Here is a 25874-nt window from a genome sequence, read left to right as displayed (position 1 = left end):
AGAATAGCATCTCAGCTCCTCTATATTTAGTGACCTAGAAGGTATTCCCTTGAAAAAAATAATCACCAGTATATTTGTTATTGCATCTTTTCTTTCGCCATTTGTTATGGCTGAACAGATAAACTTATATTCAGCCCGCAAAGAAGCGCTTATCAAGCCATTACTTGATAAGTTTACTGCAGAGACGGGGATTTCTGTCAATTTAGTGACAGGGAATGCTGACAACTTGATTACGAGACTAGCCAATGAAGGCAAATATAGCCCAGCTGATCTGTTGTTGACCACTGATGTCGGGAGGCTATATCGAGCAAAACAGCAAGGGCTAACTCAAGCCATTAACACTACGCAAGCTACAGCATCAGTACCGAGTAATTTCCGAGATTCTCAGGGGCATTGGATAGGCTTGTCGTTGCGTGCCAGACCAATAATGGTATCGGCTGATAGGGTTGACTCTAATGCGATTACTCGTTTAGAGGACTTAGTGAAGCCGGAATGGAAAGGTCGTATATGTATCCGCAGCTCTAGTAATATTTATAACCAGTCTATGGTTGCATCTATGATTAGTCAGATTGGTGAAGTTAACACCCAAGAATGGGTAAAGCAGTTTGTTAAGAACTTTGCTCGTCCACCACAAGGAGGGGATAGGGACCAGATTAAAGCGGTTGCTGCTGGTCAATGTGATGTGGCGATAGCAAACACCTATTATCTAGCTGGAATGCTAACTTCTAAAGATGAAACTACTGTATCTCAAGCTCAAAAAGTTAATGTGATTTGGCCAAATCAAGATTCACGAGGTGCTCATGTAAATATTTCTGGCGTAGCATTGACTAAGTATGCGCCAAATGCAGAGGTGGCCTCTCAGTTGATTGATTTTTTATTGAATGAGAAATCACAACAATGGTATGCAACGACTAATCATGAATACCCGGTTTTACCTGATATTGCATGGAGTGATGTATTGAAAAAGTTTGGTACATTTAAAATGGAGCAAGTTCCGTTAACAGAATTAGGCGTATATAACGCAGATGCTGTAAAAATAATGGATCGCGCTGGGTGGAAGTAAGCCAAGCAACCATTGATAAAGCGTCTCGGTCAGTACTGTTATTTTTGTGAAAAAATCTCAGTGGGCTAACCCTTGGGTATGGGGGATTGGAATAAGTTGTTTTATACTGGCAATGCCCACAGCTTTGGTTTTTGCCAGTATTTTTTCTCCTCAGCTAGAAGTTTGGCAGCACCTTTTTAATACTGTTTTATCTGATTATGTAGTGAATTCACTAACCCTTGCTTTTGGTGTTGGTGCCTTGGTTGTATTAATTGGTGCTCCTGTAGCTTGGTGTGTTGCTCGCTACGAGTTTGTTGGGCGTAAGCAGCTACAATGGTTGTTGCTTTTACCTATGGCAATGCCAGCCTACATTATTGCTTATACTTATACGGGGTTACTAGATTTTGCAGGGCCGGTGCAAACTTGGTTGCGAGACAAATATGCCTGGCAATATGGAGATTATTATTTTCCTGAAATTCGCTCTTTAGGTGGCGCGATTTTTATGTTGGCCTTGGTGTTGTACCCCTATGTTTACTTGTTAGCTAGAACTGCCTTTAGTGAACAACCTAAAAGTTTAGAAGAAACAGCCAAAAGCCTAGGAGTCACTCCAACTAAGTATTGGTTCAAGGTTGTGTTTCCATTGGCGCGACCAGCAATACTCATGGGTACTGCACTTGCAATGATGGAAGCATTTGCTGATTACGGCACGGTTCAGTATTTTGGTGTGAGTACTTTTACAACTGGCATATTTAGGACTTGGTTTGGTTTAAATAACGGAATAGCTGCAGCTCAATTAGCAGCAGTTTTAACTGGGTTTGTTATTTTATTATTGTTTTTGGAGTTTTTTTCTCGCCGTAAAGTTAAATATTATGTACAAGGGCAGGTGGCTAAACCAAGTGCGAGGGTAAAGTTAAATAAAGCGCCAAGTATATGGGTATGCTTGTTATGTTTACTTCCTGTTTTGTTTGGTTTTCTAGTGCCGTGTTTACAATTAATAATTTGGGCAATAGAGACATTCAATGCACAATTTAATCAAAGCTTTTTAACATTACTTTGGAATAGTTTTTACTTAGCGGCCTTGGCATCTATATCTGCAGTAAGTTTGGCTTTGTTTTTTGCTTACGGAAAGCGACTCAACCAAATGGGCTTTATTCAAGTCTCAATAAGCATAGTTAAACTTGGTTATGCTGTCCCTGGCACGGTTATCGCAATTGGGGCTTTAATATCACTGACTTGGTTAGATTTACGTTTAAATTTTCTAACTGAAACTCTATTTGATACTAGTGTGGGCTTGATACTGTCAGGTTCATTATTTTCATTAGTTTTAGTTTATAGCTGCAGGTTTTTAGCTGTAGCACAACACAACATAGAAACGGGTTTAGTGAGAATTAAACCTAGTATGGATGAGGCCGCTCGGTCTTTAGGGTATAAACCTTTTCAAATTCTCAAGTCCATCCATATTCCTTTACTTAAGGGAAGCGTGCTAAGCGCTTTATTGTTGGTATTTGTTGATGTTTTAAAAGAGTTACCAGCAACCTTAATTCTACGGCCGTTTAATTTTAATACCTTAGCTATCAAAACATTTGAGTTAGCATCTGATGAACGTTTGATGGATGCTGCTTTGCCAGCGCTAGCGATAGTTTTTGTAGGTATATTACCCGTTATATTATTGACTAAAATTATGGATAAAAGTAACCATGAATAGCCACATTAACTTTTTTATAGGCAAAGATTGCTATGTTAATTCTTGAAGATATTAGTGTCGCCTATCAGGATAAGGTGGTGGTTGATCGTGTTAGTTTTAATCTTGAAACTGGACAGATAGGTTGTTTATTAGGGCCATCTGGTTGTGGAAAAACGTCAATACTAAGGGCAATTGCAGGGTTTCAAACTATATCTTCAGGCAGCTTGATACTTAGAGATAAAGTGGTGAATGAGCAGCAAATAATGGTGCCACCAGAGAATAGGAAAGTTGCAATTGTATTCCAAGATTACGCATTGTTTCCACATCTTACGGTTGCTCAGAATATCGCATTTGGCTTACATCAAAAAAGTCAGTTGTTTAAATCTGAGCGAGTTTTGGAATTATTACACTTAGTTAATCTATCTGGTTATGAAAAGCGTTACCCCCATGAATTGTCAGGTGGTCAACAGCAGCGTATAGCGTTAGCCAGAGCCATGGCACCTAAACCAGATTTATTATTATTAGATGAACCTTTTTCTAGTTTAGATGCCGAATTAAGGGAAGGACTAGCTAAAGATATTCGTTTAATATTAAAGCACGAAAATACCACAGCCTTACTAGTAACTCATGATCAAAAAGAAGCCTTTGCAATGGCTGATATGATAGGTGTTATTTCGGATGGGCATCTAAAGCAATGGTCTAATGCATATGGTCTGTACCATAAGCCGATTGATAAATTTGTTGCTAGTTTTATAGGTGAAGGTGTATTTCTACCTGCTAAGTTAGGCGCAAATAATCTGCTCGAGAGTCCATTAGGAACATTTGAACTAAATTCAGATGATGCCTTTGAAAAAGGGAAAAACCTAGTTTTTTTGGTCCGTCCTGATGACATAGTCCATGATGATAGTAGTAAAACAGTGGCAAGGGTTGTAGCTAGGACGTTCCAAGGTTCTCATATTCTTTATGAATTGGAACTATTAGAACCTAATTATCAAAAATTACTGTGTCTGGCTCTGAGTCATCATGATCATGGAATAGGCGAAAAGTTTGGGATCCGTTTGGATTTAGAGCATTTAATTGTGTTCTCGGCAACTGATTAGTCATAATTTGCCACTTAGACCTGGCAACTGAACAAAAATATTAAAGTAACTGGGGGATCCGTTTGGACTTAGAACATTTAATTGTGTTCTCGGCAACTGATTAGTCAAGCTTGTAAATAGTCATAATTTGCCACTTAGACCTGGCAACTGAACAATAATATTAAAGTAACTGGGGGATCCATGTTATCAGCGATTAATAAGTGGTTTACACAGCAGTTTGACGTAAATGATGAATCTGAAAAGCCAAGTATTGAGTTAGCGACTGCGGTTTTGCTATATGAAGTAATGCGAGCAGATCACGAATTTACAGAGCTTGAATTTAAAAATTATGAAGAGCAACTAAATAAACACTTTTCATTGTCAGCTACTCAACTTTCTACACTATGTGATTTAACAAAGAAGGAAGCTGAAGAAGCGACAGATTATCAGCAATTTACACGGGTTCTTAATGATGTTTATGGGGTAGACGAAAAGCGCAAGGTTTTAGACTCACTATGGTCAATAGCCTATGCAGATCATGAACTTAATCCTAATGAAGAATATACAATAAGAAAAATTGCTGATTTGTTGTATCTACCACATAGTGAGTTTATTCAAAGTAAACTCGAATCTAAATCCTAGCCAGTTGTTTGCAATGTCCCTTTGTTTTGATTTTTTACTGTCTTTAATAAACAACACATTGAGACTCCTTCTTATTTGAATGTTTATTGCACAAATATTTATTTGCTTTTCCTTATAAGGTGAAAATTATTCACTATACTGATCCCTGAAGTTGGTTTTATATACTTTAGTAGCAAAAACAATGATGATTTGTTGAGTTTTAGTGAAATAAAGTCATAAAGATAGAGTGTCTTCATAAGGAAACATTCTATATCTTTAATGCTAGTTTAATTCGAATGCTTTTCGTTAACCAGCTGATAATTAAGGATATTTTGTTTTTGGCATGTTCTGTGATAACCACTTCAACAGGATTACGCATATTTTTTATTTTAGCAAGGATGGTTAATATGAAAGCAAATTACGTGGGTAAAGGAATGAAAAAAGTAAATCGCATTACTAGGGTTTTATCCTTAGGCTGCTCTTTGGTTTTAATGCTTAGTATGCCATGTATGGCGACACAGGTATTAATTGAAAAACTAGATTTGGATAAAGATGGGCATATTACTATAAGAGAAGCGGTAGCAGAGCCGAAAATTTTAGTTACGTTTGGAACTATTGACCGTAACAATGACGGTAAAATCAGTAAGACAGAGCTTAAAAAAGCGAAAATTAGTTCCGAAGAGAAGCGAAGCACGTTAGAGTCTAGTTAATAAATATGGAACTAGCAGTACATCAAAAAGGCCGACTCAATCGGCCTTTTTATTTAATGTGCTAACTATAATAAATTGAGGATATGTTTATGCAACTTGGCTCGTTGCGGCAACTGACATTTGTGAGTTTTGTCGTGGTGTTAGTGCCGCTAGCCATGTTAGTTGGCTACAGCCAGCTTACCTTTGGTAAAATAGGAAAAATAGCGAGTGATGAAGCAGAGTATTCAGTTAATTTAGTTCGTCGAGTAAGTAAGATGGAGAACTTATCGGTCGATATTGAAAGGTTAGTTCGTCAATACAGTATCTTAGAAAAAGATGCCCTCAAGGACCTAATTGAGAAGTCTGTTACGCGCTTTATTGAATACAAAGAGTATATCTGTAAACAAGTAGTTGACCAAAGGAATTGCTTGGCTTTAGATGAGAGATTAGCCTGGATTGCAGACTTTTCTTCCCATGAAGACCAGCTCTTAATTGATGCCCAATTCGCCGAGTTTAGAAACCGCCAACTTGACTTGGTTGTGCAAATTGATGCGCAATTAGACCGTAATATTCACGATCAGCAGCTATATGTAAGTTCAGTCAGGCAAACACAATTTTGGTTGACAGCATTTTTGGTTAGTGTGTCATTTTTACTTATTGTGATTGGTATAAGTAGAATATTAAAGCCAGTCACTAAGTTAGAAGAAGTCATTCGAGCTATAGCTAGCCAAGATGAAAACTTACCCAAAATTTCTAAGTCTGGACCAAAAGAGCTTATCTCACTGGAGCATAAACTTCATGGCCTAGCATCACGATTATCGCAGTTAGAAAATTTGCGTCATGCCTTGTTGCGCCACGCTTCCCATGAACTTAAAACCCCTTTAGCCAGCATAAAAGAAGGATGTTCTCTGTTAACTGAAGAAGTCGTTGGTGGGGTCAATGAGCAGCAAAAAGAGGTGTTGCAATTACTTAATAGCAGTACAGATAGACTCAATCTCTTGATTGTTCAATTGCTTGATTACAACCTTTTACTACAGCAGTCAAAGCCAGTGTTTTGTGAGTTTGAAACCCAGTCTTTTTTTGATGAATTTCTTACAGATAATAGCTTAGCTATTCAACAACATGATAACCAAATTAATATGCAACTTGATATCGAGGTTATGTATGCCGATGAAAAATTATATCGGAGAATTGTAGATAATTTGTTGTCCAATGCTATTGCACACGGAAGTAAAGGTAGGCCAATTGATATTCGCCTTTACAATGATGGTGATATGCAGGTGTTAGATTTTTCAAACAGAGGGAAACGAATTGAGCCGGAGCAGCGCAATATTTTGTTTCAACCCTTTAGTCGTGGAGAAGGGGTGCGCAATGATCGGGTGACAGGTTCAGGTTTAGGGTTATCTATTGTTTCGGACTGTGCCAAAATGATGTTTGGTAAAGCATTTATGGTAGACGTAGATTACTCTGATGTGTGTTTTAGGGTGCAGATACCAAGTAACAAAGAAGTGAGTTTATGAAGTTAAAATTTTTATTTGTCCCTGTACTGTTTTTGATGACTAGTTGTGAGCTACTTAAAACTACTCCACAGGAAAATACTCAAACACAATTTAAGCAAACCTATTGTATTTGGAAAGTTAAAGCAACAGAGGCAGATTGCGATATCCACTACTGGCTTGGTTATTGGGGGAATATAGAGAATATAGATTGGCCAGAGCGTAAAGCCAAAATAGACACATTGAGTGACAGTGATGCTGATGTACTTAGAAAAGTAATATTGAGCCAAGGCAAAAGTACGCCTTATCAGAACCGTTTGCGAGCACAGATGTGGGCTGAATCAGTGTTTCCAAAATTAAACGATAGTATGAGGACATTTCTAGAAGTTGCCTTATACACACCGAGTCAGAGTTTATTGGAATTAGAGTCTGCCCTGGTGACCTTAAGTAAAATAAATACTCAAAAAGTAGCGAGTATTGAAGAGCGGCGCATAGAGCTCGAACAACAAAAGAAAAAGTTGCAAGAGCAGCAGCATCAAATCGAACAATTGTTAAATATTGAAGCGTCGATGATCAAAAATGGGCAAGAGGACAAATAATGAGTCAAACCAATGAGCTAGATCCCAGTGTGTTATTAGTAGATGACGATGAAAATCTGCTAAGACTAATGACAATTAGATTGCAGGGTGAAGGTTATAATGTTCAAAGTGCATCTGGAGGTAGAGAAGCGTTAAAGTTAATTAGTGCACAAAACTTTGATGTAGTCTTAAGCGACTTACGCATGCCAGGTTTAGATGGGTTAAGTTTATTTGAAGAGATGATGGCGCTTCGAAAAGATATCCCCGTTATTTTGATGACGGCACATGGAACTATTCAGGATGCTGTTGAAGCAACTCAAAGAGGTGTGTTTGGCTTTCTAGCTAAACCAATCGATCATGATGAGTTACGTACATTAATGGCAAAGGCGGTAAGCCAAAAATCAACACTCAAAAATGAGCCTTGGTGTGAAAATATTATTACTCGTTCGATGCAGATGGAGCAGCTTTTAGATCAGGCTTTTCGCGTCGCTCAAAGGGATGTGAGTGTCTTAATTAGTGGCGCTAGTGGAACGGGAAAAGAATTATTAGCAGGTGCCATCCATAAAGCCAGTAAGCGAGCGAATAAAGCATTTGTAGCTATTAATTGTGGAGCCTTACCTGAAAACTTACTTGAATCAGAATTGTTTGGGCACGCGAAAGGGTCGTTTACTGGGGCAATTAATGAACACAAAGGTTTGTTCAGAGAGGCTGATGGAGGCACTTTATTTTTAGATGAAATCGGCGATATGCCTATTCCGCTCCAAGTAAAATTATTAAGAGCGCTGCAAGAGCAGATGATTCGACCAGTAGGTGGCAGTAAACAAATTCCTATTGACGTTAGAGTCATTTCAGCGACCCACAAAAACCTTAGTAAAGAAATGGCAGCTGGAAATTTTAGAGAAGATTTGTACTACCGTTTAAATGTGGTCAACCTAACGTTACCTACTTTGAGAGAGCGTTCAGAAGATATTCCTCTGCTAGCGAGACATTTACTTAAAAGTAGTGCAGCTAGGCACCAAGTTAAAGTGAGTCGTTTTTCGGACGACGCATTACAAATATTAACAACCTCTCACTGGCCGGGAAATGTCAGGCAGTTAGTGAATGTCGTTGAGCAATGCGTTGCTTTGACTCAAACGCCAGTTATTGCGTCCCATTTAGTAGAGCAGGCTTTGTCTGCAACCGAAAAAAAGTGGCCGACATTGACGGAGGCTAGAGACGCTTTTGAGCATCAATATTTACTTAAGTTGCTAAAAATGACAGATGGAAATGTAACGCGATCGGCAGAAATAGCAGGAAGAAATCGCACAGATATGCACAAGCTAATGAAAAAGCATGACTTACATTCTTCTGACTTCAAAAGAGCTTAATTAGTTAACTTATGGCTAATGCAACCGGTTTGTCTATAGATTGTAAAAATCGCTGTATTTTACAGTTAACTTCCTTACAATACGCGGAATTTTTTTGAGGTAGCAGGCATTAATGCGAATTGCATTGGGTATTGAATATAACGGCGCGCCATATCATGGCTGGCAGCGCCAACAAAACGTCGCGAGTGTTCAGCAACATGTTGAAGAGGCCTTGTCGAAAATAGCAGATGAGCCAATTAAAATAGTATGCGCGGGACGTACCGATGCGGGTGTGCATGCTACCTGTCAAGTGGTCCACTTTGATACTGATTGTCAGCGCCCAGACAAAGCCTGGACAATTGGTATTAATCGTTATTTACCTGATTCTATTGCAGCAAAGTGGGTCAAAGGTATGGATGACGATTTCCATGCTAGATTTTCAGCAACAGCGAGGCGCTACCGCTATATTATATATAATAACCGTATGCGAAATAGTATTTTGGCCCATGGTGTGACGCATATTCACAACGACCTAGATGCGCAATTAATGCATGACGCTGCCCAGCATTTAGTAGGCAAGCATGATTTTAGCGCGTTTAGAGCTGTAAATTGCCAAGCTAACACACCAATAAGAACCTTGAGCAATATTAGTGTGAAGCGTTTTGGTGATTATATTTTGATAGATGTTCAAGCCAATGCTTTTTTGCATCATATGGTACGCAATATTACTGGATCTTTAGTTGTTATTGGTCAAAAAGAACAGCCTGTTGAATGGATGAAGAGTATTTTAGAAGGTAAAGACCGCACTAAAGCCGCTGCTACAGCTAAGCCCCATGGATTGTACTTAGTACATGTTACTTATCCTGAGCCATTTAGTTTACCAAAGCATCCATTAGGGCCGCTTTTTATGGCAGACTAGACTTCTAAGACCAGTTTAAGTTTCGTGTTAATTACAGGATGTGATTTAATAGCGGTTTTAAGATCAGCATTGGCGCGCTCGAATATATAGAAATTTAGCGTCTTATATTATCTAAATAGTTTCAATTTGTTTTTTATGGGCAAATTGTCAAGTAGGGTTTTCAAATGAGTTGGATAGAAAAAATACTGCCGCGGACTAAGTCCTCCACAAAGAGTAATGTACCAGAAGGAATTTGGACTAAATGTGGGGAATGTGACGCAGTTTTATATAAAAGTGAATTAGAAAAACAGTTAGGTGTTTGCCCAAAATGTGATCATCATATGAGGATTACAGCCAGAGCAAGACTAAATAGCTTTCTTGATCAAGGCGAACGATTTGAATTAGGCTCAGAATTAGAGCCTCAAGATATTCTGAAGTTTAAAGATTCAAAAAAATACAAAGATAGAATTAGTAGCGCTCAGAAGAAGACAAATGAAAAAGATGCCTTAGTTGTTATGCAAGGTAAATTGAAAGGTATGCCTGTTGCTGTAGCCGTTTTTGAATTTGCATTTATGGGAGGCTCAATGGCCTCTGTGGTTGGTGCAAGGTTTGTTAAAGCTGTTGAAGCGTGTTTAGAGCATAATATGCCGCTTATCTGTTTTTCTACTAGTGGTGGTGCGAGAATGCAAGAAGCTCTGTTATCACTAATGCAAATGGCCAAAACTAGTGCGGCGCTTGCCAAAATGAGTGAGAAAGGTCTGCCTTATATTTCTGTATTAACAGATCCTACTATGGGTGGAGTTTCAGCCAGTTTAGCAATGTTAGGTGATGTTAATGTTGCAGAGCCAAAAGCATTGATTGGTTTTGCAGGCCCGAGAGTTATTGAGCAAACTGTTAGAGAAACCCTTCCTGAAGGCTTCCAACGTAGCGAGTTTTTGTTAGAAAAAGGAGCTATTGATATTATTGTTGATCGCCGCGAAATGCGTGACACTATCTATAGTTTATTGTCTAAACTTCACCACCAACATCATTAATACATGTCTGATAATCTAGTTTCCTCAATGACAGAAAAGCAATCATGGGATTTGGGGACTTGGTTAAAGTATTTAGAGTCGATTCACCCTAGTAACATTGAGCTAGGGTTGAGTCGTATTACAAAAGTCTTTAACACTTTAAATCTCAATTTCGATACTAAGAAAGTTATTACGGTAGCTGGAACAAATGGTAAAGGTACTACTTGTGCGTTTATAGAGCAGGCCCTGATATCCAAAGGTCACTCTGTTGCTGTTTTTAGCTCCCCTCATTTAATAGATTATCGTGAGCGGGTTCGTATCCAAAACCAAATGTTACCTGAGTCTGTCCATTGTCAAAGTTTCATAGATGTTGAAAATGCAAGGCAAGGTGTTTCTCTAACTTATTTTGAATTTGGCGCTCTTGCAGCGTTATGTTTAATGGCACAATCTGATGCAGATTATATTTTGTTAGAGGTTGGATTAGGTGGTAGGTTAGACGCTGTTAATATAGTAGACCCAGATATAGCGGTTATTACTAGCATTGGCTTAGATCACCAAGATTGGCTAGGGGATACTCGAGAAAAAATTGCTGTAGAAAAAGCCGGCATTTTTCGTAGCCATATTCCTGTTGTAATTGGTGAGCCAGATCCTCCAAGCACCCTGATTTCTGAAGCTGATAGATTTAATGTAAAAGCTTTTTGGCAAGGAAAAGACTTTTCTTATCAACTTGATGGAGAGGGATTTCATTGGAAGGATAGGGAGCAAAACATTGAAGCTTTGCCTTTGCCATCAATCCCATTACAGAATGTTTCGACGGGATTAAAAGTATTAGCCATATTAGAAACTCATTTCAGTACTGCAGAGCTTGCAGACATTATAACTAACACCAAATTGCCTGGTAGAAGGCAAGTTATTCAAAAAAGCCCTACAGTTATGTTAGATGTAGCTCATAATCCTCAAGCGACAGAGTTATTGGTGAAAGATTTAAAAAGCACTCAATATAATCGGGTTTTAGCAGTGGTTGCTATGTTGGCTGATAAAGATATACGAGCAAGTTTACAGCCTATGGTTGAGGTGGTTACCGAATGGTTTTGCGCCGACTTGGATGTACCCAGAGGCGCAAAAGGGAATTTTATTGCATCAAACTTAACAACAGACAAAAAGGTGATAAACTTCCCAACTGTTGTAGAAGCTTATGAAAATGCGTTGGAAAAAGCACATGATCAAGACTTGGTTGTAGTGTTTGGGTCATTTTTCACTGTAGCCGAAATATTGAATTTAAAGGGGCTATCCCTTAGTAAAGAGGCGTAATCAATTGACATCGGCATTACAAAATCGTTTGGTAGGCACCATAATAGTGGTGGCTATAGCTGTAATATTTTTACCAGATTTACTAGATGGTAAGAAGCAAGCAACAGAAAATACATTTATTGATTTACCCTCTAAGCCATTAGCTTATGAAGTAGAGCATCCAGGTAATACTGATACGGATAAAATTAAAGAGGTTGCAACTCGGAAAATTGAAGTTGTGTCAGAGAAAGCACTTGATGACGCGGATGATAGAGGCAACCAAGATCAAGTAGCTAACTTAAATGAAAGTGCCTCTTTGAGTGAAACCCAAGAGAAAGAGGTTATAGCTGAGAATGTTAAGTCATCTGAGGTTGAGGTATTAAAAACCGCTCAGAAAAGTAGCTTAGAAAAAGACACGGTAATTGAAGAGCCTGATAAAAGTACTGAGGTTAGTGCAGGTTGGGTGGTTCAATTAGGAAGTTTTCGCCATAAGAAAAATGTTACTGAATTATTAAATATCCTAGAAGAGGCTGGTTACAGAGCATTTAGTCGGCCTGTAAAGACAAACTCTGGTGTATTGACTAAGGTCTTTGTTGGTCCTGATTTACGAAAAAGTAATTTAGAAGAGGCTTTGTCTCACTTAAAAGAGCTTACTAAATTACAAGGACGAGTAACCCCTTTTACCGTACAGTAATCTAACCGTAAAATTAATAGGATTTTCATTTAGCCTTTTGATAGAATGCGCCCGATTTTAATTCTTTGAGATACGCGCTAAACACTAGACTAAATAGTCTGTATCTCATGCCTACATAGCAATTATAAAGAATCTTATGAATTGGATAGACTACACCATTATTGGTGTGATAATACTCTCCGCTGTTATTAGCTTAATCAGAGGCTTTGTAAAAGAAGCAATCTCCCTCGCCATCTGGTTTAGCGCATTTTTTATCGCTAGTAAATTTTATGCTGATCTCGCGACATATTTGACGCGATTTGAAGATGACATGATCCGCAATGGTATTGCGATTGCCATCCTATTTGTTTCTACTTTAATAGTAGGGGGCTTAGTTAACTACCTGATTTCCCAACTTGTTCAGTTTACTGGCTTAGGTGGAACTGACAGGGCACTTGGTTTAGTGTTTGGTGCGCTCAGGGGAGTATTGATTGTCAGTGCCCTTTTGTTTTTCTTAGATACGTTTACTCCGCTGTCCGATTCAGATTGGTGGGTAACATCATTACTTATTCCAGAATTTAGTTTAATTATTGAGTGGTTTTTTGAGTATTTACAAAACAACTCGAGTTTTATAAAGCCCATATAAAAAGGTAAATCGCATGTGTGGTATTGTCGGGATCGTGGGTAAAAGCCCTGTAAATCAGGCCTTGTATGATGGATTAACTGTTCTTCAACATAGAGGGCAAGATGCAGCGGGAATTGTGACTGTCGATAATGGAGTATTCCATTTACGTAAGGATAACGGCCTAGTTAGAGACGTATTTCATACTCGTCATATGAAAAGGTTAACAGGCCAGTTTGGAATAGGGCATGCTCGTTACCCCACAGCTGGGACTTCTAGTTCAGCTGAGGCGCAACCTTTCTATGTCAACTCTCCTTTTGGTATTGCCTTTGCGCATAATGGCAATCTAACAAATGCCCATGAACTTAAAGATGAAGTATCGAGAATTGCTAGACGGCACATTAATACGACGTCTGACTCTGAACTTTTATTAAATATAATTGCCCATGAGCTACAAAACTGTGCTGGATTACATTTAACCCCTGACGAGGTGTTTTCTGCTGTATCTACAGTGCATAAAAAAATAAGAGGAGCTTATGCTGTCGTTGCCGCGATTATAGGCAATGGTATGTTGGCTTTTAGAGACCCATTTGGTATTCGCCCTCTAGCGCTAGGGAAGCGTAAAACCGAGTTTGGCGATGAGTACATGGTGGCGTCTGAAAGTGTGGCGCTTGATGCAGTTGGCTTTACGTTTATACGTGATGTTGAACCAGGCGAAGCCATTTATATAACAGAGGCAGGTGAGTTGCATACCCAGCAATGTGCCCATAATCCAATTAATGCGCCATGCATTTTTGAGTTTGTATATTTTGCTCGACCTGACTCTTTTATTGATGGGATCTCAGTTTACGCATCTCGGGTTAATATGGGACGTAAGTTAGGTCAAAAGATAGCCAGAGAGTGGGGCGACAAAGACATAGATGTTGTTATTCCTATTCCTGAGACTTCAACCGACGTCGCTTTACAGATAGCCATTGAGTTAGACAAACCCTACAGACAAGGCTTTGTTAAAAATCGCTATATTGGTCGTACCTTTATTATGCCTGGACAAACAATGCGTCGTAAGTCTGTTCGCCGCAAGTTAAACGCTATTTCCTCGGAGTTTAAAGGTAAAAGCGTTTTATTAGTGGATGATTCAATCGTACGCGGCACTACATCTGAGCAAATTATAGAAATGGCAAGAGAGTCTGGCGCTAAGAAAGTATACTTTGCTTCTGCGGCACCAGAAATTCGTTTTCCAAATGTGTATGGTATAGATATGCCATCTGTAAACGAGTTGATTTCTTATGGCCGTGAGATAGATCAAATCAGTGAGTTAATTAGAGCCGACGGTCTAATTTTCCAAGATATTCAAGATTTGGTTGAAGCTGTTAGTGAATTGAATCCTAATATTAAACGTTTTGAGACCTCTGTTTTTGATGGTAACTATATTACTGGTGATGTTGATCATCATTATTTACAGCGTATTGATGATATGCGAAATGAAGGCGCTAAGAATAAAGGCATTCAAACCGAATTAAGTAATTTAGAAATGCATAATATGAGTCAAAATTAGTTAAATTTGTCTCTGAGTTCTAATGTAAAAAAAGCCACTTTTTAAGTGGCTTTTTAGTTTTTGATAATAATTAACCCTTAAATCTACCCAGAGTATACTGGGCCCATGCCTAGACTCCATAAAATAACAGAGCTAGCCATTAAAATGGCTAATAAAACTAAGCCACAGGTGACCACAGAGCTTGCGTAGATAAAGCCTTTTTCTTCTGGGATGTGCATTAATATGGGGGTACCTGTGTAAAGTAGGTAAATTGAGTAGGCTAATCCACATAGTCCAATCACCATTACAAACCAAAGTACTGGATAGAATGCTGCGAAACCAACCATAAATAATGGTGTTGCAGTATAGGCCGCAAGTTCAAGAGATTGAGTATAGGATGGGTCTGCATCAAATGTTTTGGCTAATTCATGAATTAATATAGCTAATGCTATTACCCCAATCATTAATCCAAAGTACATACCAATGCTCATTAGCATAGCGCTTTTTTGTGTGAGCGTAATAATATCGCCAACACCAATACTCCACCCTAAATGAGCAGAGGAGTAGTAGCTCATTATGGCAGGTATAAGTGAAATAATTGCAATGTGACTTAAGCTGTAAAAATAACTCTCGTGGCGATCATCAATTGAATGCCATTCTTCATTAGGGTGGGCATATAAGCCCCATAGATGATTCAAAATCATACCATTACCTCTTTTAAGTTATCGAACATGATTTAATTAAACAATAAATATACATTTAATTAACATTTATTGTGTTTGACTAAACTTTAACCGTCAACCTTTTTTATTATTTTGTTCGTATCTTTTGTAATAATGGTATTTCAGCTCATGTTGAGCGTTTTATATTTGCCCCCTAAGTTAATTTGGGGGGAGTGACATTAGATAACTAAGTCGTTATCAGATTTATATAACACCGCGTTTATAAGTGTTTCTTCCCGAGTATGAGGATCTTCAGTCTTCCCTGTTAAAGTTTCCCATAATCCCAAATCAGCTCGAGACCACCATAAAAATGGCCGAGACACTTGTTGTTCATCAATTGAAAAACCGGCTTTGCTCAGAAGCTCTAGATACTCTAGATCGGTTTTTTGAACATGCATGGGGTGTCTAAACAAGAGTCTAATTATAAATGAATGAATATAACGACGGCATGACTCAGCAAACAAAAGGCAACCATCAGGCTTTAACACGCGATGGATTTCTTTGATGGCTGATTCTTGATCAACTATATGATGAAAAGTCTGGTGGCAAAATACCATGTCAACTGAACTGTCTTCTAGACTAATGTTTGCTGCATTGTTAACTAGAAACTCAATGTTAGCTTGGCACTGTTTAGCATTGTTTGAGGCTTTAACTATAAGCTCTGGATCAACGTCTAAACTTATAATAGTTGAAGGTGAAAAACGCGTGTCTAATTCGATAAGGGAGTGACCAAACCCAGTGCCTATATCTAAAATAGTATTAAATTTATTGGGTTTGTCTTTAGGGATAAGTGTTTGTAAGTCGTTTAGTGCTCTTTGTAATACATGTACTAACCAAGTATCGGTATTAAGAAACCAATCTCCAAATTTAGTTTCTTTAACCCAAGCCTGTTTAATGTCTACTTTTGCCAAAATTTTACCTTTTAAAAAGAGTGTAGTGTGAATCTAGTATGATTTTGTATTGAGCTAGATAAAAAGTCGCTACATTCTACAAAACTATAGAGCCTAAAGATAAGTAAGAGATTAATTTATTCTTGATACAGTGGCAAAATAAAACGTTATTACAAAGGTCCCAAAGTAGCGTTTTTAGCTATTTTGTAGTTGCGTTATTCTTGTACTTTTACCTTTAAAATATTTGTAATTTCAATGACACCTAACTGAAATTCGGTGATCAGAGCCATTGTATTATCGTTTAGTGATGCATTTGTTTGATTCAATGAAGTTAAAATCTGGCTCGCTAAATCAGCAAGTTCATTAGCGCCAATATATGACAAAGATGGGCTATACAAATGTATGATTTTACTTATGTGGTGAGTGTTATTTTCTTTTATGGCTGTTGCTAGATGTTGAATGTTACCCTCTAACTTTATGAAATCATTTACTAATTCCCAGTAGGAATGCTCGTCTAATCTGAGATTTTGCATAGCTTTCACATAATCTATTTGTGTTAACTGAGCCTTTTCAGAAGGCAAAGCAATATTCTCAATGGCATTTAATTTATTATGCCCATTTGGAGTTAATAATACTTCATTTAAAACTTTATATAGATAGTCTGGATCAATGGGTTTAGTTATATGAGCGTTCATTCCGGCCGCTAAGCTTTTATTAATATCACCTGTCATCGCATGAGCTGTCATGGCAATAATGGGCGTAGTTAACAATAATTCGTTTCTAATTTTACGGGTCACAGTTAAACCATCCATGACAGGCATTTGAATATCCATTAGGATTAATTCATATCGTGTTGGCGCTTCAGTTAGCATTTGTAGGGCTATTTGCCCATTTTCAGCCACTTCAATATCCGCATTTGTATCTGCTAGAAAGCCTTTTGCTACTTTACGATTAAGCTCGTTATCTTCAACCAATAATATTTTTATTTGCGATAAATTTGGTGCTTTAGGGGCATTGCCGTCACTTTTGGGTGCCACAATTTTTGAGGTTTTATCTTTAGTTAGATTTGTAGCTTTTAAAATAGCGTTTAATAAGCTGTTATTATCAATAGGCTTTTGTAGAAAAACATCTATACCAAGCGGTTTACCTAGTTCTTGCAAAGTATCCATATCATAGGCTGAAAGCATTATGATGGGTGGGCACAAGGGAAATGACTGGGTTATGATTGATGCGACTTCAATGCCGTCAATATCTGGCATTTTCCAGTCTAATATTATTAGTTGGTATGGAGAGTCGCTCTCAATTGATTGACGTACTTTACTTATCGCTTGGGTACCGTTTTCAGCTATTTCAGGTGTTATATTTAATCTGAATAGGGCATTAGATGCTGCTTCTCTAGAGAGTTCTACATCGTCTACTAGCAGAACTTTTAAAGCGTTAACTTGTTCTTTTGATAGACTATCATCTCTATCACTAACGCTTGCTTCAGTAGTTTTTACAGTAAAGTAAAATGTTGAACCTTGGCCTATTAAGCTCTCAGCCCAAATTTTTCCACCCATTAGTTCTACTAACTGCTTACAAATAGATAAACCCAGACCAGTACCACCAAAACGCCGAGTGGTTGATTCATCGGCTTGAGTGAATGGATCAAATAATGTTTCTAAATGACTTTGCTGAATTCCAATACCAGTGTCTTTTACTGCAAACTCAATAAGTACACCTGATTCAGAGTATTTTTTGTTTACTGAAACAGATACCACGCCATTTCGAGTAAATTTAACAGCATTACAAAGTAAGTTGTTTAACACTTGTTGTATACGCAGAGCATCGCCTACCAATAATAAGGGCACATCTCTGGCGATATATTCTATAAGCTCCAGGTCTTTCTTTTGAGCCTTTAGGGTAAGTAATCGCATTGATTGATTGACTACTTTGTCTAATTCAAACTCTGCTTCTTCAATCTGCAGGTGCCCAGCTTCAATTTTAGAAAAGTCTAAAATGTCGTTTATAACGCCAAGTAACGTTATCGATGACTCCTCTATTTGCTCTAGATTGACTTCCTTTTGACTATCATTTAACGATGATTTTTGGTTAAGTTTAGTTAAGCCTATGATGGCATTTATAGGGGTTCGAATTTCGTGGCTCATGCGTGCTAAAAAGTCAGATTTAGCTTCAGATGCTTGCTTTAACTCTTTGGAATACTGTCTTAATATTCGTTTTTGATGGCTGGATCGCCAATACATAAAGAGCAGTAAGGTGATGATAGAGCAGCTTAATAATATGAAATAAAGCTGGTAAGTATTTTGTTGCTGATTTAGCTGTTGCGATAATTCAAGCTCTGTGATTTTTTGATTTTTTTGAGACAACTCCAGACGAGCTCTGCTAAATGCTAGTCTTTCTGCCTGTTTGGTATTGTAACCTGTTTCTTTTAGGGCTTCGTATTGTCTAAAATAGCTTAGCGCTAGGGGGAAGTTATCTGTCTTTTCGTAGTAAACAGATAGTTGCTTTAATGCTTTTTCTTGGTATTCACTAAACTGTAACTCATTTGCTTGGAGCAAAGCTTGTTCAAGTAACGGGAGAGCGTTGTTGTATTGATTATCTTCAAGCAGAATCTCTGCTTTTAATAATTTATGGGATAATTCGCGAAGAGGATATAAAGCGTTCTTGCCCGACTCCAATTTTCTGTCTAAATATGACAAGGCTTCTGTATAATTTTTTAACTTAAACTCAGCCAGGGCTGCGTAGTAATAAATTGTGAAGCTATCTTTGTCTGGATTGACCGCTCGACTGAGCACTTGGGAGACTTGTAAATTGGCTTGTTCATAATTACCTTGGTTGATTAATCCGGAAATAATGAAGCTATACCCTTCCTCTTCATAATAAAGGTTTCCTAAAACTGCAGCCTTTTCAACTAGCTCTTCACCTAAACTAACTAAGCTTTTAGCCCAAGCATCCCTTCCTTTATAAACATTACCAATAGCCTGTAAATTATTGAGCACATACTTACTATTTAACTCTTCGTGTATAGCTAGACTTTTAGTTAACAACTCTATGGCATCGGCATTAAAGTCTAATAAAAAATTGACTATTCCTTGTTTGCGAATGGCTTCAGCAAGTTGTAATTTATTATTAGCTTTAAGGGCAGCTTGCTCCGCTTCTTTAGCTTTAGCATATGCTTCATTTAGATCGTGTTTTAAAATACTAATATGGGCCTGCAAGTTCATTAAGCGGGAACTATGCTCGAACTCCCCAGACTCTTCGGTTAATTCAAAAGCCTGAATTAATAATTTTTCAGACAGCTTAGTGTTGATTATTAGATTAGCTTCTACTTTGTCTAACAAAACACTAATTTTTTCGTCATTTGCATAGGCTGCCGTGCAGCTTAACTTTGATGTTAATAATAATGAAATTAGTAAAAGTCTAAGTTTACTCATAAGTAGTGGGGACTAAATACAGTATTAATTAGCGTGAGTAATGTTTATAGTCTCTGCTCCTTCTGCTTCAGCTCTTAATTTCATTGATTCCAGATCATTATTTACGCATATATCAACGTCTTCTGCTGGCAAGCCATGGGCTTCTGCAACTGCTTTAGGGTTCGCTATATACTCTTGTTTTAAGGCTTCGTTTTTGTCTAACTCAATTAAAAACGCAATTAAAGGATCTGTCATATTGTGCTCCTGTGATTAATATATTTCATAATGGAAGGCTCTTTTCTGTAGAGCTATTGTCTGCGAGTAATATTTGCTTAAAACTATCTGGATTTAGACCAAACTTAGCCATGTTTTCGATATTATAATCTGGTAATCCAATGGCGGGTATCACTAAAGTACTAATTGCTTTAGGGATTATATCCTTTAGTTTATTTAGGGGAATTTTTTCTATTTTTGGTTCCAATAAGGGTATGGTCGCCGCTTCATAAATTATGACTTCATGATCACTGGAGTAAAACTTAAGTAGCTCATTCATTAGAATCAATAGACCCGGGTGGTCCGTTTTATTTTTAGTATGATTAAAATCGGCAATACTTCCGATTTGCCAAATAATTTGAAGCATATGGGGGTCAATTGAATAACGACGAAACAAAAATTGGGTAGCTTCGTAAGACTGACAACCGTAACGAGCAGGATCTAAGCTTAAGTCGGCTATTAAACAGTCTTCTGCTGAAACCCCAGGTAGCATTTTTACCTTGTAGCCTTTTTGGGTAAGCTCTTCGATAGCATCATGGGAGGGCGTAACAAAGACGCCAGGGTGTCCATAAAATGCTGCGACTACTTTTTTACCAGCCTCAACTTCAGTGACTATGCGTTGCTGCATTTTTCTATATGTTAATAATCTAGACAAATTAGGATCATAAAGATCCCTTAATGAAACAGTATTGCTATTAATACTTTTTAAATTAACTAGCGCTGATTGGGTTACTACTGCTAAAACAATGTCTGCATTTTTGAGTGTGCTTTCTGTAATTAGTGTCATTTGACCAGAAACACTAATACCCGTACCTACAATAGTTAATGAACCTTGGCTTGGGTGGGAATCAGGCATATGCTTTTTACTTTGAATTCTGAGGGGCAATTTATAAACCATATAATCAATAAACTAGATAGATTGCAAGAAGTTAAGCTAAAACAATAAGACACAATTAAGGGTTTTAATAACCCATTAAAATAAAGCTAATAAATGGGTAAACATGCATTTAATAACTTATATAAGAGAGTTTAATAGCTACATTGCTAGTTTTAATTGGGGGGGATTAACAAGCTTCAAAGTAGTCATGTAACCCTATTTACCTCAAAGCCTGTTTAATTATTACTAATTTTGAAGGTTAACTATGACACGGCCTTGTACTTTACCAGTCATTAACAAGTCTGCTGTCTTTAGCACCTGATTTAAGCCTATTTCTGTCCCTATAGAGTCTAAGTCAGTATCGGTTAATATATTGGCTAATCTATTCCAAGCTTCCTCTCGGTCTGCTAGCGACCTATAAACACTATCTATACCTACTAGGCTAATGCCACGTAAGATAAAAGGGGCAACACTTGCAGGAAAATCCATTCCTTGTGCTAAACCACAGGCAGTGGCAATGCCGCCGTATTTGAGACTGGCACAAATATTGGCTAAGGTATGGCTGCCCACTGAGTCTATGGCAGCAATCCAACGCTCTTTTGCCAATGGGCGCCCTTGAGTGTTTAGGGTATTTCGGTCAATAATTTCTGCTGCACCTAATCCATACAAATAGTCCTTTTCTTCTGGTCTGCCGGTTGATGCAATAACTCGGTATCCTAGTTTAGATAATAAAGTAACAGCAAAACTGCCAACGCCCCCATTGGCTGCTGTTACGAGTATATCTCCTCTGTCTGGGGTAATTCCGTGACGTTCAAGGGCAATAACAGACAGGATAGCGGTATAACCTGCGGTTCCAATTGCCATTGCTTGCTTTGGTGTTAGTTTAGATGGAAGCTTTATTAACCAGTCACTGTTTACACGTGCTTTTTGTGCAAGCCCCCCCCAATGGGTTTCACCTACACCAAAGCCGTTTAGTAAGACCTTATCACCTGCTACAAATCTACTATTGTCACTTTTAGTGACAGTTCCCACTAAGTCTATTCCCGGGACCATAGGGAAGCTTTTCACTATAGGCGCTTTTCCAGTGATGGCTAAACCATCTTTATAATTAAGGGTGCTATAACTAACATCGATAGTGACATCTCCTTTTGGTAGTTGTGAATCATCTATTGAGCGAACTGACGCTGTGTATAGCTCATTGTTTTTCTCAATTAAAATGCCTTTAAACATAACTCACTCCAAAATTTAGACCGATCGTCTATTAAAGTTTAAAAATAAGCAGCTGTTCCAAATCAACATGGTTACCTAAATGGTAATATTTTAGTTAATCAGAATACTGCTGATAAAAGTATCTATATATAAATCTAATGGTTGTACTGATTCTAGAAGTCTTGCTCGCATTACCGCACCTTCCCAACCAATCCAAAAGTATTCAGCTAGCAAGGCACAATTGGCATCTGCTTTTATTTCTGAATTTTGTTTGGCAACGACTAAGCAGCTTGCTAATTTTGCTTGCCAATCTTTAAAAATATCTTGCAGTATTTGCCGGTAGCTTTCGGGTAAAATAGCGATTTCTTGCCCTAAATTACCCACTAAACAACCACGTTTAAATTCAAATTTAACTATGCCTTGTTTAGCATCATTGCTGAAATTAATAATACGTTGCACGGGGTGAACCGAGTCGTCCAATAAGTATTTGTCGAGCTTGGCAGCAAAATAATTCGCATAGTTTTCAATTACTGCATGACCGAAATCTTCTTTACTTTTAAAGTAATGATAAAAAGAGCCTTTTGGCACTCCTACTTTTTTAAGTATTCCGTCAATCCCTGCTGTAGCAAAGCCGCTTTCAGTTAGAACCTCTACACCGCTGCGAATTAAAAGCGCTCGAGTGTCTGTACCTTCTCGGTATGACTTTGGCGGACGACCTCTGCGAGGCTTGTTTTGTTGATGTATTATTTCTTTCATTAAATTAATTATAGACCGATCGTCTAATTAATTGCAATTGCACTAAGTTAAATTGTACGTCTCTTTTTAATTAGGCTTTAAAGCAGCTATCAAAATGTAAGATACTGGGCGGTATACTGGCAGAAATCGCAGGGATAGAGTGATGATGTTAATTATTAAAGCCAAGCAATTAGACTTGTTTGCTTTACAGAAATACGCATAATTGTGACCACGCAAAATTAGCGTGCCTATGTGTTGCATCAACATAGGCATAATTTAAACGCAACCTTCCAGACTGCTGATTTTTAAGTGAGAGTTTAATTGAGTACCCTTGAGTTATTAGCACCAATAAATACTTTTTTACAATGTGAAACGCCCCAAGCATGGATTGATGAAGCTATAAAACCAGAAAATCTGCCGGTTTTATTAGTTGATCATGCCAACTGCGAATTAAAGGCAGCGCAAACGGCCATGTTATTGTTGAGACGGTACGCAGTTGATAAAGAAAGTGGTGAGGCATTATTGGCTTGGCTTAAACCCTTTGAGGACTTTGTTTACCGTAAAATAGGCACAGGTGATTTTAGTCAGCATGTTAATTTATCTAAAAAGTTGATTAGCAAATCTAACTTTGAGCATGGCGATGAGTTGATTAGTAAAATGGTTTTGCTGATAAAAGAAGAGTTACATCATTTTCAACAGGTATTAGATATTATGCAAAGTAGGGGAGTGGAATATGAAAACCTTACTGCAGCTCGCTATGCTCGGGGATTAATGAAGCATGTCCGTACTCATGATCCTGTTAAGTTAACCGACACTTTAATTTGCGGTGCTTATATAGAAGCTCGCTCTTGTGAACGTTTCGCTAAATTAGCTCCTTATTTAGATGACGAATTAAGTAAATTTTATATTTCTTTACTTCGCTCTGAGGCAAGGCATTTTGAAGATTATTTGTCTCTAGCACAGACTATTTCAAACACAGATATTACAGAGATAGTGACCTACATTGGCGAGCAAGAAAGATTACTTATCGAATCAAGTGATCACTTATTTCGTTTTCACAGTGGGCCACTTTCTTAGCTGGCCCTGTAGAGTCTAACTATTTAGTTACTGGTTAAGGGCACCATGTTACTTTTTGGTATATTTGAAATCTCTAACTTTGTTTCATCTTTGTACATATCAGCTTCTAGGGCGTTGGCAACATCATTAGGTATAAAGTTCTGTGCGGTAGCCACAACGGATTTTGATTCGAAATTGACTATTCTGGCGTTAACCAAATATCCCTCTTTATGCTTGGCTAGTGTTCCTCCAACCACATAGTCTGCCGGTAGCTTGGTGCCAAAGTCTTCGTAATCTTTACTAAAAGCAAAATCCCCTTGTTCTGTTACTCTGACATAACCTGTGGTTTTAAAGTCTATGACGGGAATACCATGAGTATGGATTTCATGGATAAGACTCTCTGCTATTTGATTTCCAAGAACATTTGATTGGTTATAATCACTGTCTAACATCACAAAACTAACAATGGCTACAGGGGTTGTTGAGCTAACATTTTCAAGGTTTGACATTAACTCTTTTGTTAAGGCTTTAATGTAGTTATTTATATTGTGTAACGAGGCATTAGTAGTATGTGTTTGTACGTGGTTTGAGTTTACCTCACCCTCTATTGGGGCTTGATCACTTGTGAGCTTATCTTTGAAGTGCTCTTGAAACGCTATGCTAGATTGAAGTGGTACCGTACTTGGTCCATTTTTTTCCATGTCTTCAGCATATTTATTTTTATTGTCATCTTGGCCATTATTAAAGACTGAGCAACCGCTTAAAATCAAACTAGTAAATAAAACTATGATAGTAAATCTCATAAAGTGTTTCCTAATATCCGTTGCGATAAATTTGGTTATTCTTCAATGTTACTTTAGTTGAGCTCCACATTGCGTCGTTGGGTACATAGTCAGTGGCTGCTGCTAGAATAGTGTTTTCAGGTATTTTTATTAGTCGAATATTTATTAAAGTACTCGTTTCTTGAAGAGTATATGTACCTGTTAGAAAATAATCTGCAGCTATGCTGCTAGATAGCTCTTCGATGTTTCTACTGAGCATTTCATCGGCTTGCTCTTTAATTTTAATTGATGGCATTGTTTTATATTCGACAACTGTGAGTCCGGCCTGTGTAACAAAGGTAGTGACACTTTCCTGTATCTGTAACCCTAAGCTAGTGTGGCTAGGCAATTGTTGGCCGCTTTGATGTGTTGTAGGTAAAATCGTGCCTACAGCAATATTAGATGATGGATCAAATGATTGGGAGGTGCTGAGTAATTGCCTAACAAGCTTTTCGACATGACCATGCAGGGTATTAGATTGATATACCTGACTTATTTTCTGTTTTGAGCCTTGGGTCTCATCATCATTAACTGAGCTGCATCCAAAGAGCAGTGCACCTATACCTGCTATTAAATATATATATTGCATTTGATTCACATATTCTGCCTAACACTATAAATGGATTATCAGCAATAAATGCGCCATAAAATAAGAGCTCCTAAAAGCATTAGACCAGAAAAATAAATTATTGAATTGGTATCACTAGCATTGCTGAGATATTAGAATAAGGCACCAAATTAGAATAATTACGGATTACTATGAAAGCACTAGATTTATTGTTGAATAGACGCTCACAGCCACGATTACAGGCTCCAGCCCCAGAAGGGATTGCACTAGAAAATATAAAGCAAGCTGCTCTAAGAGCCCCAGATCATGCATCCTTAACTCCTTGGAAGTTTATTGTGTGTCAAGAGCAGGGCTTAAATCGTTTAGGTGAAATTTACAAAGATGCAGCGATAAAATCCAATAAGTCAGATGCCGACATAGCCCGTGCTATTGAATTACCTTTGCGTGCACCTATGGTTATTGTTGCCATAGCTAAATATACAGAGCATGCTAAAGTACCATGGGTTGAGCAGGTTGCATCGGCTTCGTGTGCGGTACATGCCATGCATCTAGCCGCTATAGAGCAGGGCTACCAAGGTATTTGGAGAACGGGAAGTTATGCCCAAGACCCTAATGTAAAACAAGCTTTAGGTTTGCATGATAAAGATGAAATAGTTGGCTTTTTGTATTTAGGGACATCTGTAACTGAACCTATGCCTAAGCCAACTAAATCTAGCTCTGAGTATTTTGAAACCTGGAGTTAGTT

Annotated in this window: 25 protein-coding genes; 16 read left to right on the top strand and 9 right to left on the bottom strand. The window is 37.9% G+C overall.

Annotated elements, in window-relative coordinates:
- The first annotated feature begins 49 nt into the window (after window positions 1–49).
- From ACMUMK_RS16740 to purF, 14 genes are all read left to right on the top strand, one after another.
- Window positions 50–1063 carry an extracellular solute-binding protein gene (locus tag ACMUMK_RS16740; protein WP_414702299.1) on the top strand — a complete coding sequence of 338 codons (1014 nt, stop codon included), beginning with the start codon at window positions 50–52 and terminating at the stop codon, window positions 1061–1063.
- A gap of 46 nt (window positions 1064–1109) precedes the next feature.
- Window positions 1110–2747: an ABC transporter permease gene (locus ACMUMK_RS16735; RefSeq protein WP_414702298.1), complete on the top strand. Its 1638-nt coding sequence runs from the start codon at window positions 1110–1112 to the stop codon at window positions 2745–2747.
- Between the two features lie 32 nt (window positions 2748–2779).
- Entirely contained in the window at window positions 2780–3826 is a 1047-nt protein-coding gene (locus ACMUMK_RS16730) for an ABC transporter ATP-binding protein (RefSeq protein WP_414702297.1), read from the top strand.
- Between the two features lie 180 nt (window positions 3827–4006).
- Window positions 4007–4447, top strand: coding sequence for a TerB family tellurite resistance protein (locus tag ACMUMK_RS16725; RefSeq protein WP_414702296.1), 441 nt, complete (start codon window positions 4007–4009; stop codon window positions 4445–4447).
- 386 nt (window positions 4448–4833) lie between these two features.
- Window positions 4834–5136 carry a hypothetical protein gene (locus ACMUMK_RS16720; protein ID WP_414702295.1) on the top strand — a complete coding sequence of 101 codons (303 nt, stop codon included), beginning with the start codon at window positions 4834–4836 and terminating at the stop codon, window positions 5134–5136.
- An 89-nt stretch (window positions 5137–5225) separates the two neighbouring features.
- Entirely contained in the window at window positions 5226–6635 is a 1410-nt protein-coding gene (locus ACMUMK_RS16715; RefSeq protein WP_414702294.1) for a sensor histidine kinase, read from the top strand.
- On the top strand, window positions 6632–7210 hold the full coding sequence (locus tag ACMUMK_RS16710) for a hypothetical protein (RefSeq protein ID WP_414702293.1): 579 nt from the start codon (window positions 6632–6634) through the stop codon (window positions 7208–7210). The genes ACMUMK_RS16715 and ACMUMK_RS16710 overlap by 4 nt, the downstream gene beginning before the upstream one ends.
- The gene (locus ACMUMK_RS16705; protein WP_414702292.1) at window positions 7210–8556 is read left to right on the top strand and encodes a sigma 54-interacting transcriptional regulator; all 1347 of its coding nucleotides are present in this window, start codon (window positions 7210–7212) and stop codon (window positions 8554–8556) included. The genes ACMUMK_RS16710 and ACMUMK_RS16705 overlap by 1 nt, the downstream gene beginning before the upstream one ends.
- Before the next feature lie 112 nt (window positions 8557–8668).
- Window positions 8669–9454 (top strand): tRNA pseudouridine(38-40) synthase TruA, encoded by a 786-nt coding sequence (gene truA / locus ACMUMK_RS16700; RefSeq protein ID WP_414702291.1) that lies wholly within the window; start codon window positions 8669–8671, stop codon window positions 9452–9454.
- Between the two features lie 164 nt (window positions 9455–9618).
- Window positions 9619–10467, top strand: coding sequence for an acetyl-CoA carboxylase, carboxyltransferase subunit beta (gene accD, locus ACMUMK_RS16695; protein ID WP_414702290.1), 849 nt, complete (start codon window positions 9619–9621; stop codon window positions 10465–10467).
- A gap of 3 nt (window positions 10468–10470) precedes the next feature.
- Window positions 10471–11757, top strand: coding sequence for a bifunctional tetrahydrofolate synthase/dihydrofolate synthase (gene folC / locus ACMUMK_RS16690; protein ID WP_414702289.1), 1287 nt, complete (start codon window positions 10471–10473; stop codon window positions 11755–11757).
- 4 nt (window positions 11758–11761) lie between these two features.
- Window positions 11762–12430, top strand: a complete 669-nt coding sequence (locus ACMUMK_RS16685; protein ID WP_414702288.1) for an SPOR domain-containing protein — start codon at window positions 11762–11764, stop codon at window positions 12428–12430.
- 136 nt (window positions 12431–12566) lie between these two features.
- Window positions 12567–13055, top strand: a complete 489-nt coding sequence (locus ACMUMK_RS16680) for a CvpA family protein (RefSeq protein WP_414702287.1) — start codon at window positions 12567–12569, stop codon at window positions 13053–13055.
- A 13-nt stretch (window positions 13056–13068) separates the two neighbouring features.
- Entirely contained in the window at window positions 13069–14586 is a 1518-nt protein-coding gene (purF, locus tag ACMUMK_RS16675) for an amidophosphoribosyltransferase (RefSeq protein ID WP_414702286.1), read from the top strand.
- Between the two features lie 83 nt (window positions 14587–14669).
- Here the strand turns inward: purF and ACMUMK_RS16670 are convergent, their stop codons facing one another.
- From ACMUMK_RS16670 to ACMUMK_RS16640, 7 genes are all read right to left on the bottom strand, one after another.
- Entirely contained in the window at window positions 14670–15269 is a 600-nt protein-coding gene (locus tag ACMUMK_RS16670; protein WP_414702285.1) for a Yip1 family protein, read from the bottom strand.
- 197 nt (window positions 15270–15466) lie between these two features.
- Window positions 15467–16198 (bottom strand): class I SAM-dependent methyltransferase, encoded by a 732-nt coding sequence (locus ACMUMK_RS16665; RefSeq protein WP_414702284.1) that lies wholly within the window; start codon window positions 16196–16198, stop codon window positions 15467–15469.
- Window positions 16199–16392: 194 nt separating this feature from the next.
- Entirely contained in the window at window positions 16393–19611 is a 3219-nt protein-coding gene (locus tag ACMUMK_RS16660; RefSeq protein ID WP_414702283.1) for a response regulator, read from the bottom strand.
- A gap of 24 nt (window positions 19612–19635) precedes the next feature.
- Complete coding sequence (locus ACMUMK_RS16655) at window positions 19636–19845, bottom strand: hypothetical protein (protein ID WP_414702282.1); 210 nt, start codon at window positions 19843–19845, stop codon at window positions 19636–19638.
- A gap of 25 nt (window positions 19846–19870) precedes the next feature.
- Window positions 19871–20719, bottom strand: coding sequence for an SAM-dependent methyltransferase (locus ACMUMK_RS16650; protein WP_414702281.1), 849 nt, complete (start codon window positions 20717–20719; stop codon window positions 19871–19873).
- Window positions 20720–20986: 267 nt separating this feature from the next.
- Window positions 20987–21970: an MDR family oxidoreductase gene (locus ACMUMK_RS16645; RefSeq protein WP_414702280.1), complete on the bottom strand. Its 984-nt coding sequence runs from the start codon at window positions 21968–21970 to the stop codon at window positions 20987–20989.
- 90 nt (window positions 21971–22060) lie between these two features.
- A complete protein-coding gene (locus ACMUMK_RS16640) occupies window positions 22061–22705 on the bottom strand; it encodes a TetR/AcrR family transcriptional regulator (protein WP_414702279.1) in 645 nt (214 codons plus the stop codon).
- A 300-nt stretch (window positions 22706–23005) separates the two neighbouring features.
- Between ACMUMK_RS16640 and miaE the strand changes: the two genes are divergently transcribed.
- Window positions 23006–23761, top strand: coding sequence for a tRNA isopentenyl-2-thiomethyl-A-37 hydroxylase MiaE (miaE, locus tag ACMUMK_RS16635; RefSeq protein ID WP_414702278.1), 756 nt, complete (start codon window positions 23006–23008; stop codon window positions 23759–23761).
- Between the two features lie 23 nt (window positions 23762–23784).
- Here the strand turns inward: miaE and ACMUMK_RS16630 are convergent, their stop codons facing one another.
- Entirely contained in the window at window positions 23785–24543 is a 759-nt protein-coding gene (locus ACMUMK_RS16630) for a FlgO family outer membrane protein (protein ID WP_414702277.1), read from the bottom strand.
- A gap of 10 nt (window positions 24544–24553) precedes the next feature.
- Window positions 24554–25150, bottom strand: a complete 597-nt coding sequence (locus tag ACMUMK_RS16625; protein ID WP_414702276.1) for a FlgO family outer membrane protein — start codon at window positions 25148–25150, stop codon at window positions 24554–24556.
- A 170-nt stretch (window positions 25151–25320) separates the two neighbouring features.
- On the opposite strand from ACMUMK_RS16625, the gene ACMUMK_RS16620 reads away from it, so the two are divergent.
- Window positions 25321–25872, top strand: coding sequence for an NAD(P)H nitroreductase (locus ACMUMK_RS16620; RefSeq protein ID WP_414702275.1), 552 nt, complete (start codon window positions 25321–25323; stop codon window positions 25870–25872).
- Window positions 25873–25874: the final 2 nt, after the last annotated feature.

This window comes from Paraglaciecola sp. 2405UD69-4 (assembly GCF_047525415.1).
Lineage (GTDB): Bacteria > Pseudomonadota > Gammaproteobacteria > Enterobacterales > Alteromonadaceae > Paraglaciecola.
Note: the sequence above shows the minus strand (reverse complement) of the source record. Positions and strands in the feature narration are given on the sequence as shown.